The sequence below is a fragment of the Methylobacterium sp. DB0501 genome, assembly GCF_011043735.1.
In the GTDB taxonomy this organism is placed as follows: Bacteria; Pseudomonadota; Alphaproteobacteria; order Rhizobiales; family Beijerinckiaceae; genus Methylobacterium; species Methylobacterium alsaeris.
Map to the genome: position 1 here is coordinate 98,673 of NZ_JAAKGV010000025.1, position 10,264 is coordinate 108,936.

The following is a 10,264-nucleotide window of genomic DNA, read 5'->3' on the forward strand; positions in this document are numbered from 1 at the left end:
AGTATGAAGGCTCACGCGAGACGCGATCGATCGCCTCATCCGTCAGCGACCGCCGCCTGTCCGCGATGACGACCGAGCGTGCCGCCTGACGCCGGCTCTACTCCGCCGTCAAGCCCAGCATGGTTCCAAGCGGCACAACCAGCGCCGCACCGACGAAGACCCCGTCCCGCGCCCGGCGGGCGGTGTAGGGCTCGTAGAACGAGTCCGCATTGACCACGTACTGGATCACCGGCTCGAACCCGATGCCCTGGCCCAGCTCGAACCGGGCATTGGCCTCGAACACGAGCTTGTCCCGGGGATAGGCCTGCCCGCTCCCGCCCGAGACCCTGCTGGCCTCGCCCAGGAACGCCGCGAAGGCCGGGTTCAGCTGCTGCCAGCCGAGCCGGAATCCGTAGGTGTCGTCGGGGCGATCCCGATCGGGGCCCGAGAGCAGCAATCCCGCGAAGCTGTGGAAGCGGACCGGCACCGTCGTGTCGAGGGCGAGACCCGTGCTCGAATAGACGGTCAGCGCCGTCGGGTTGCGGGCCTGCGCATCCGCGCCGCCATCCGCGCGCCACACCGTCTTGCTCGCCGTCAGCACCACGCCCGACGTGCCCGATCGCCGGAACGCCACCCCGGCCTCGCCGAGACCCTCCGCCAGGCCGGCGATCGTCCGGATGCTGTCGTCGTGATCGGCGGTGTTGACGAAGCCGGTGAGCGAGACCCGGCCGGGATAGGGGCTGATGGCGTAGTCGGTCTGGAAGCCGGCCTCCGTCATCACGGTCGCGCCGGCGATCCGCTCGGTGCCCCATTCAGTGCCGCTGAGCCGGTTGGTGTCGGGATTGACGCTGAAGATCCCGGCCTGGACATAGGTCGACGGCGTCGGCTTGTAGGCGGCATTGGCGCCCCACACGCCGTAGAGGCTCGACGTCCAGCCGGCGTTGAGGGCGAGCAGGCTCTGGTAGCAGGTGGCGGTCGTGCCGCAGGGCGGCAGGGCGTAATAGCGGTCCGGATGCGTGCGGCCGATCTCGACCACCAGGCGGTCGTCGAGGAGGCGCTGCTGGTAGGTCAGCAGCGACAGGCGCGTCGGGAACGGGTTGTAGGCCGGCTGGTAGCCGACCACGCTGTCGCCGATGGCGTCGGCCATGTGCAGGTTGCGCACCAGCCCGAACACGCTCTGCGTGATGGTGATCGTACCGCCCGCGACACCCGTGAACCGCTCCAGGTCCGCATTCATGCTCAGCACCAAGTAGCCGGCATGCGAGTGCCGGCCGGGGCGCAGGCCGAGGGTCGGGTTGGCGGAGAAGAAGCTGTAGGCGTTGATGTCGAAGGTCAGGCCCTGCGCCGCCGTCTCCGTCGCCCAGGCCGCCAGGGGACCGTGGCGCTCCGCATCCTCGTCGCTCCGGGCGCCCCGGGGCGTGGCCGGCCGCGTGGCCGGCCTCTCGGGCGTATCCGGCGGATCGGCGGCGGGCGGCACGATCTGGGCGAGCCCCGCCGCCGGGCCGAGGGCGAGGCAGGCGACGGGAAGCACGACCCGGAGGCGGGCCCGGCCGCGTCCCGCCTTGGCGGGCGGGGAGGGACGGGTGCCTCGGCGATCCGGCGCCATTACGCCGCCGCTCCGGGCACCATCAGGCGGGCGGGGGCCCCGGCCCATTCGGTGTTGGCGGGAATCGCCTCGCCCTTCATCACGATCGTGAGCGGGCCGAGCCGGGCGAAATCCCCGACCCGCGTGTCGTAGAGGACCGTCGTCAGCGCGCCGACGCTCACCCCCCGGCCGAGTTCGATCGACCCGACCTTCATCACCCGGTCCTCGAACAGATGGGTCTGCAGGTTGGCGGTGGCGTTCACGGCCGCATGGTCGCCGATCCGCACGCAGTCGAACTCGGTGAGGTCGGTGCTGTCGAGGAAGACGCCGGTGCCGATCTTCGCCCCGAACAGGCGCAGGCTGGCCGGCAGGAACGGGGTGCCGCGCAAGGCGTCGAGCAGGACCGCCCCCGCGGTACCCCAGTAGAGCGTGGTCATCGCCTCGGTGCGCAGGGCCCACCAGGACCACAGGCCGTGGTTGCCGGGCCGGTACACGCCAATCACCAGCCATTTCAGGGCGAGCACCACGCCCGCGAGGATGAACGCGCATCCGGTGGCGGTGGCGACGAGGAGGGCGAGGAACACGCCCGTGCTCTGGTGCTCAAGGGCCGGGAACAGCACGTACTCGGCCGCGAAGGTGCCCAGCGTAATGAACATCATCGTGGGCATCGAGGCGCTGAACAGCTCGAACGTGGCCCGCAGCAGCCGGCGCCCGGCCGACGGCCTGAAGGTCATGGCGGTGGCGGCGTCGTCGAAACGCTGGCGCACCGGCAGGCGCATCGGCGGGCTGCCGAACCGGATCTCGCCGGGCTCCATGGCGGCGTCGGCCGGGGGCTTCGACTTGATGCCGATCAGGCAGCCATCCGGGACGACGGAGCCGGGCGGCAGCACCGAATCGTTGCCGAGGAAGACCTTCGATCCGACGCGGACCTTGCGGACCGTCATCCAGCCGCGGCGGATGTCCTCGTCGCCGACCACCACCTCGTCGGCGACGAAGCACTGGTCGCCGATCTCGATCGCGTCGAAGCGGCCGGAGAAGTTGGTCGCGACCTCGGTGTCCCGGCCGATCCGGGCGCCCATCAGCCGGTACCAGCGGCGCATGTAGACGGTGGAGAACAGCGAGCTGAGCGTAACGAGCATCACGTCGCAGGCCAGCGCTACCGTCCATTTGCGCAGGTAGAGCCCGGAATGGATCGAGTAGGTCCCGTCCTTCACCCGCGGCAGCACGCACCAGCGGATCGCCGTCACCAGGAGCGCAGTGCCGAGCACCAGGAGCATCGCGGTCGGCCAGGTCAGGACCGGCAGGTACCAGTGGTAATCGATGCCGACGAGAGCCTGGAGCACGGTGTCGTAGCGGTCGAACAGGTAGAAGGCCGGGAAGATCGGCAGCAAAGCCAGCGCCGGCATGACCAGGATCATAAGGGTGTAGTAGGCGATGCGCAAAGCCTGCACCGCCGGGGCCGGCTCCGGCGCGGGCGCCGGCCAGGCAGCGGGATCGACCGTGCCGACCGGCCGGCCGGGGGCGCCGTCCCACTGCGCCAGGGCCTCGACGCGGGTCCCGGGCAGAATCGCCGTCAGATCGGTGAGTTCCGCGCCGTCACCGATCGTCACGTCGTGACCGATGACGCAGGACGTGCCGATATAGGCCGAGGATCCGATCGTGACCGGGCCGATGACCAGCTCGTCGCCCACCACCTCAGCATTGGCGATGCCGAGCTTGGCCCCCAGCGTCACGTCGTCCCCGACGGTGAGGAGGTCGACCGCACCGGCCTCGAAGCCGCTGACGATGCTGCGGCGCCCGATCTGCGCCCCCAGGAGCCGCAGGGCGAAGGCGGCGACCGGCGTGCCCTGCATGCGGTCGAGATGGGTGAGGCTCACGCATTGCTTGGCGAGCCACCAGCGGAAGAAATACGTGCCCCAGAGCGGGTAGCGCCCGGGCACCGTGCGCCACAGCACGAGCCGCTTGGCGAGGATCGCCGCCGCGGTCACCGCGAGGGTCGCCGCAGCGTAGACGCCGAGCAGCATCAGCACCTCGCCGGGGCTGATGACCTCGTCGGTGGTGATCAGCTCGTAGGCGACGAAGATCGTCAGCCACGGCCCCAGGCGGCCGAGGAGCAGGAACGGCAGACACGCCGCCTGGGCGAGGCCGCACAGGATCCGCCGCATCCGCGGTGGCGGCGCGAAGGAGAGATCGGCGGCGACCGTGCTGCCCGAGGCGGCGTTCCGCTCGTCGAGGCGCGCGGCGATCGCCCGTAAGGAGCGCAGGCCGTAGACGTCCTCGAGCGTCAGGCCCGCCAGATGCGGGGTCTCGCGCACCGCGGCGAGGAAGCGCGCGGCCAGCAGCGAGTGGCCGCCGAGATCATTGAAGAAATCGGCCTCGAAGGCGAGAATCTGGCCCGGGAAGAGCGGCCGGGCGGCCGCCAGCAGCGCCGCCTCGGTGGCGCTGCCCGGCTCCTCCTGGCTCTCGGTCTCGGACCCGGCCGCCAGGGGACGCGCCCGCAGAGCCTTGCGGTCGGTCTTGCCCGAGGTGAGCCGCGGCAGGGCCGGAACCGCCTCGAGATGCGCCGGCACCATGTAAGGGGGCAGCTGCGCCTTGAGGGCGGCGCGTAGGGCCGCCGGGTCGAGGGCGACGCCCGCCTCCGGCACCACGAAGGCGACGAGCCGGTCGATCCCGTGATCCTGGCGCAGGACCACCGCCGCGCCGGACACGCCGGCGAGACCCGACAGTCGCGCCTCGATCTCGCCGAGCTCGATGCGGAAGCCGCGCAGCTTGACCTGATCGTCGATGCGGCCGTGGAACACGAGCCGGCCGTCCGGGTCGATGGTGACAGCGTCGCCCGAGCGATACAGGACCGGGTCGTCCCCGTCCGAGTCGAACGGGTTGGCGATGAACTTCTCGGCCGTGAGGTCGGGCCGGCCGAGGTAACCTTCGGCAATGCCGGGGCCGCCGATCAGGAGCTCGCCCTCCGCGCCGGGGGCGACGAGTTGCAGCCCCTCGTCGACGACGTAGCAGCTGTAGTTCGGGATCGGGACGCCGATGGTGACGGGCGCGTCCGGCGTCACCGTGTCGATAGTGGCGACCACGGTCGCCTCGGTGGGCCCGTAGCTGTTGAACACGGTGCGCCCCGGACGGCACCAGCGCTGCCGCACCGAGGGCGGGCAGGCCTCGCCGCCGAGGATGATGATCCGCAGGGAGGGCACGTCCTCCGGCATCATCGCCAGCAGCGTCGGGACGGTGTCGAGGACGGTGATCCCCGCCGCCCGCATCACCTCAGGCAGCGCATCGACCTCGCTGAGCGTGGCGGGCGAAGCGACCCACAGGGTCGCGCCGACGAGGTAGGGGATGAAGATTTCTTCCAGGGAGAGGTCGAAGGCGACCGAGGCGCCCTGGAAGCACACGTCGTCGCCGGTCATGCCGTAGACGGCGTTGCCGGCGCGCAGGTAGTGGCAGATATTGGCGTGGCTGATGACGATGCCCTTGGGCTTGCCGGTCGAGCCCGAGGTGTAGATCGCGTAGGCCGGGTGGGCCGGCGTGACGCCGTCCCGGCGCAGGTCGATCGCCGGGCCGTCCCCGGCCGCGAGGGCGGCGAACGGAACCGCCCGACGCGCCAGGGCTGTGTCGAGCCGCGCTGCGGTGACGGCGTCGGTCACCACGAGGTCCGACGCGCAATCGTCCAGGCACTCGCCGACCCGTTCGGGCGGCGCCTCGGCATCGAACGGGATGTAGGCGGCGCCGCTCTTGAGAATGCCGAGCAGCGCGACGTGCAGGTCGAGCGAGCGGGTCATCCACAGGCCGACGAACCGGCCCGGGCCGGCCCCCCGCGCCCGCAGGGCCCGGGCGATCCGGTCGGCCGCCGCTTCCAGCTCGGCATAGGTGAGCCGGCTCTCGCCGAAGACGATCGCGACGTGGTCGGGCCGCCTCTCGGCCGAGCGCGACACGAGCTCCGGCAGCAACTCGTCGCGCCGACAAGCGGAATCCTTCGGGCCGCGCAGGATGCTGCGATAGACGAGAGCGGGACGCATATTCACGAGGTCGGCCCCTCAGCAACCGGATTGTCCGACGACCATGTGCCTTCGACTCGTTGAGGAAGTTCTAGCGATCGGGGTCGAGGCTCTCTGATGGTGTGGTCCGCGCGTTCTCCCGGCCAAGTGGCTAGAGCATTTTCCGACGAAGTGGATACAGGTTTGTCGTAGAAAATGAGGCAAAATCAAAGACCTAGAGCAGCGCCCGATGGCAGCGTGATCGGGCGCTGCTCTAGAACGGCACGGGCGATTCCGCCCGGAGGGCAGGCCGCAGGTTCGAGCCCTGTCGGTTCCGCCACTTGGTCGTTTCCGCCACTTGTTCGGTTCCCCCACTTGGAGCGCCTGCCTCGACGGCACCCGCGACCCAGGTTCTCTCCCTCCATGCCGCGCGAGGAAAGGAGGGCCGTGCCGGCGGCTCTTCTCGTCTCTATATCTTGGAGTGACCTTGGCCCGTCGACAGCGTTGCAGAGCACACTGGTGCATCGGGGTTGCGGATGAGCCCCGACGCGACCTGTTCGCCCGGTGTCCTTCCGACACGGTCAGCTCTGAACGCACGAGGCCGGGCCGAGGGATCGGTCCCCGGCCCGGCCTCGATGCGGGACGATGGTGCGCTTGCCAGGACCTTACCTCGGCGTCGGTTCACCAGGTGTAGCGCAGGCCGCCGGCGAAGAGGTGCGCGCTCAGGTTGGCGCCGAAGCCGGCCTCGTAGCGGGTGAAGACCTGGAGGTTGCCCTTCTGGGCGGTCAGGCCGGCGCTGACCACACCGGTGTCGCGGGCGATGCCGGCGAACGAGGTCGTGAAGGCCGAGCCCGGCGCGCCGATCAGCGATGCCTTCACGAGCGAGAGCGTATCGCCGGCATTGTGGTAGTAGCGCGCCCGGATCTCGGGGCTGAACAGGATCCCGTCATGGGCGAAGTCGGCGGTCACCCGCACGCCGACCGAGGGCTGAACGATGTCGAGGGTGGTGGCTTGCGAGGAGAGACCGGCCGACCCGGCGTTCCGCTCGGCGAACCCGTCCCGGCTCAACCGGTACCAGTCGAAGCCGAGGCTCGGCTCGGCGTAGAGGGCGCCGAACTGGTGGCGCGTTCCGAACTTGAAGGCCAGGCTGAGGTCGTCGCTGCCGTAGCGGCCGACCGCTGTCCGCGACAGGTCGCCGAAGGTGAGGCCGCGGGTGGTCGTCGTATCGGCGTAGGTGTAGGCCGCCACGCCGTCCACGAAGGCCCGGCCGAAATCGAGCGAGCCGTAGAGCGAGCCCTGGTAAGCGCTGGCGCCGCTACGGTTCAGCCCCCCGACGCCCTTGGTGGTCCCGTCGGCATAGCCGAAGCTGGCGCCGATCAGGCCGCCGTCGAGGAACTTGTCGGCACCCACCATGACGCCCGCATGGGTCAGATCGAACCCGTTGCGCCCGCCGATGCGGCCAGGACCGCCGAGGGCCCGGGCCCACAGCGACAATTCGGTCACGCCCGGCTTGGCGGCCGACCCGGTGAGGCCGGCGGCGGCGGTGCGCAGGGCCGCGCCCGTGCGAGCCTGGTCGAGCGCCGTGTAGGTCCCCTCGATCCCGATCCCCGGCTGGACGTCCGCGCGGCCCGCCCGGCGGTCCGCCATGCGGTCCTCGAGGGAGCGCACGAATTGCCCGCGCTGCACCGCGTCCGCCGCGGTGGCGTTGGCGATGGCTTCGCCCGAGAGCGATTGCAGCGCGGCGGCGCCGGCGGCCTCGGTCGCGGTCCGGTCGAGGGCGAAGAACACGGTGTCGAGGTCGCCCTGCGCCTGCAGCAAGTACGAACGGTTCAGGTGGCCGGCAACTGCCCGCTGGTTGGCGGAGCGAGCCGGCGCCGCAAAGTCTCGGTTGAAGGTCATCGAGACGCTGTCCGGACCGTAGGTCATGGTCTCGGTCAGGAACGGGTTGAGGTCGATCACCTGCCCGAAGCGACCGCTCGTGGTGCCGGCGCTCGAAGCGAAGGTGAAGGTCTGGTTGGCGATCTTGTCGGTCGGATCGAAGGCGAGATCGATCTCGCCGCCGACAGTGAGGTTGCCGTTGACCCGCAGCGCATCGAACCGGTTGGTGTCGACCTCCATCACGATGCGGCCGCTGTCGGTCTGCTCGTAATTGCCGTCGATGGTGAGCGTGCCAATGGAGTTGCCCGGCGCCAGCGTGCCCCGGTTCTTCACCGTGCCGATAATGGTGCCCGAGCCACCCAGGACGGCGTCCTTCGCCACCGTGACCTCGGTCGAGCGGTAGAGGGTCGAGCTGTTGATCTTGAGCATGCCCTCTTGGACCGCCGTGAGGGCGCGGGCATCGGCGACAGCGGAGCGGATGTCGAGGGTGCCCAGGCCCGCCTTGGCGATGTCACCAGAGCCCGAAAGCGTGTTGTCGCGGAGCGTCAGCACCGTGCCGGCATCGGTCCGGAAGGTTGCGCCGAAAGCCGAGCCGCCGATCTCGCCCTTCGAGACCGAGGCGTTGACCGCCACGTCGCGGTTCATCGTGATGCTCTGCGTCGTGTGCAGCGCACCGCCCTGGAGCGTCAGCATGCCGGCGCGGTCGCCGAGATTGGCATCGCTGCCGATGCGAATCGTGCCGTTGTCGATCCGTGTGCCGCCTGCATAGCTGTTGAGGCCGGCGAGCGTCAGGACCGACTCGCCGCTCTTGATCAGGCTGCCGGTACCGGCGATCTGGCCTGCGAAGGTGCGGTCGCGCAGTTCGATGTTGGCGACGTACGGATTGACGAGCTGCGCCGGCAGGCCGGCCTCGAGGAGGTCGGTCTTCCAGGCGTAGTCGGCGATCATCGCGTGGGCTTTGGTCGTGGGATGGAATTCATCCCAGAACAGGTAATCCCCCACCGTACCGGCCGAGCAGGAACCGACGTAATTACCCGTTTCCGCGTTGACGCAATTGGTCGAACCGTAAACGAAGCCGAACGAACCCGGACGCGCCTGGACCTCCTTCAGCAGCGCGGCGGCATCGACGACGACGATGCGCTCGCCACGGCGGGCGGCGTCGAAGCCGTCCTGCATCGTGTACAGTTTATCCTTGATAAGCCGGTTGGTCGTGGTGATCTCGGCGCCGAGCATCCCGGCGATCTCGGCGTGGGACTGAATGATCTTCGGCGTGGTCGCGATGTTGGGAACGGTATTGACGTAGTAGGTGGCTCCCGACTGGGCGATATCGCGCCGGCCGCGCACGGCATCGTTGAGCTTCATCAGTTCCCCGGGGATGTCCTCCAACAGGGCCCGAGACGCCTTTGCGAGGTCGATGTCGCCGAGCGGCTTCGTCGTATTGAGAGTCCAGCTATAATCTTCGACTTCCTGTCGATAATTATTGCCGCCAATCCATAAGGTAAATAACGGCTTATTGCCAAAATTCGACGCCTCGTTGACGTAATCGTTCGACCAAAATCTTAAGAAGCTGCCACGATCATTGATCTTTTCGATCAGATTTTTGTTCTGCTGGTTAACTGTCTGGATAAGTGCTCCGAGGGGGGTGTTAATTGTGTAACCGGCCGTGGCGCCGCCCCAGGCGAGGTTCCGATCCTCGTTGTAGGACCCAGCGCCGTTGATGTTGTTCAGGTACTCGACCCAGACCTTCCCGTTCGAGAACCGGCCGTCGTCGTAGAGGTCGCCCTTTGGGGTCTTCTTGAAGGGGATCCACTTCGTCCGGCCGTAGGTGCGCCCGACATCCGACAGGCTGTCACCGAGGCTCCACAGTGAACTGTAGCGGCTCTCCGCCAACGCCGTGCTCGACAGCAAGGCAGTCATGGCAGCGGCAAGAACAGCGCTGCGGTACGTTTTGCCGGCCATGATGATCTGGTCCGTTCCAGGCGGTCAGGAGAAGGAGGGGGCCGGACGCCGGATCGCCTGCGGGCGGCGGTGCGATGGCCCTTACGAAGGGGAAAAAAGCAGAAACATGGTTAACAAATCGTAAATATCGACAGCATAAAATCTTCAACGTGTCGGCAGTAGCGCGCCTTGCACAGAACCGAGACAGCTAGGACGTGCATTCTGTGGAGTTCATCGGGACTCTCTGTTGTGTTTCCACGAACAATTTGAGCATTTTCGGCTCAGAACAGCGTTTGAACCGCTCCGGGTTTTTCGGAGGCTGATTGTCTTGGGTCAGGCGGCCATGGCTTGGTCGCCGACGTGGGTATGATAGCGCGCTTCGGCCTCGGCGGGAGGGACGTTGCCGATCGGCGCGAGGAGGCGACGGTGGTTGTACCAGTCGACCCACTCCAGGGTGGCGTACTCGACCGCCTCGAAGGAGCGCCAGGGGCCACGCCGGTGGATCACCTCCGCCTTGAACAAGCCGTTGATCGTCTCCGCCAAGGCGTTGTCGTAAGAGTCGCCGACGCTGCCGACCGACGGCTCGATGCCCGAGCCAAGTATTGGGTGGATTCAAGTGGTCGTCGCAACGGCTTGGCGGAGGGCGGTTGTGATGGCAGGTCGGCGACGTTCGGATCGATGCCTTCGGGAGAAGCTGCAGTCACCGGGTCGTCCCGGGGTCGGTCGACGCGAGACGCGGCGGGAGTTCTGGGCGTTCATCGCCCAAGGTCTTTCGAGCGAGGACGCAGCGATGAAGGTCGGGATCTCGCCACCGCTCGGCTCGCGGTGGTTCCGGACGGCAGGCGGGATGGCGCCCACCCATCTATCGCCGTCATCCAAGCTTCCTTCGGCGCGCTATCTGTCG

General features: G+C 68.4%; 3 protein-coding genes and 2 pseudogenes. 1 reads left to right on the forward strand and 4 read right to left on the reverse strand.

The genetic code is table 11. The annotated features are described in order from the left end of the window. Window positions 1-97 precede the first annotated feature (97 nt). The 4 genes and pseudogenes from G4G93_RS29455 to G4G93_RS29470 form a co-directional block, all read right to left on the reverse strand. A complete protein-coding gene (locus G4G93_RS29455; RefSeq protein ID WP_165090037.1) occupies window positions 98-1,585 on the reverse strand; it encodes a carbohydrate porin in 1,488 nt (495 codons plus the stop codon). Next, the gene (locus G4G93_RS29460; RefSeq protein WP_165090039.1) at window positions 1,585-5,586 is read right to left on the reverse strand and encodes a Pls/PosA family non-ribosomal peptide synthetase; all 4,002 of its coding nucleotides are present in this window, start codon (window positions 5,584-5,586) and stop codon (window positions 1,585-1,587) included. The genes G4G93_RS29455 and G4G93_RS29460 overlap by 1 nt, the downstream gene beginning before the upstream one ends. 639 nt (window positions 5,587-6,225) lie before the next feature. Then, window positions 6,226-9,381, reverse strand: coding sequence for an autotransporter domain-containing protein (locus G4G93_RS29465; protein ID WP_165090042.1), 3,156 nt, complete (start codon window positions 9,379-9,381; stop codon window positions 6,226-6,228). Window positions 9,382-9,693: 312 nt separating this feature from the next. Next, a pseudogene (locus G4G93_RS29470) lies at window positions 9,694-9,954 on the reverse strand (integrase core domain-containing protein); the annotation flags it as partial. Window positions 9,955-10,012: 58 nt separating this feature from the next. On the opposite strand from G4G93_RS29470, the pseudogene G4G93_RS29475 reads away from it, so the two are divergent. Beyond that, window positions 10,013-10,264, forward strand: a pseudogene (locus G4G93_RS29475) (IS30 family transposase); the annotation flags it as partial.

What these genes read in the sequence shown, in the direction of transcription:
- G4G93_RS29455 (WP_165090037.1), bottom strand. Translation starts at nt 1,585, where the DNA reads ATGGCGCCGGATCGCCGAGGCACCCGTCCCTCCCCGCCCGCCAAGGCG.
- G4G93_RS29460 (WP_165090039.1), bottom strand. Translation starts at nt 5,586, where the DNA reads ATGCGTCCCGCTCTCGTCTATCGCAGCATCCTGCGCGGCCCGAAGGAT.
- G4G93_RS29465 (WP_165090042.1), bottom strand. Translation starts at nt 9,381, where the DNA reads ATGGCCGGCAAAACGTACCGCAGCGCTGTTCTTGCCGCTGCCATGACT.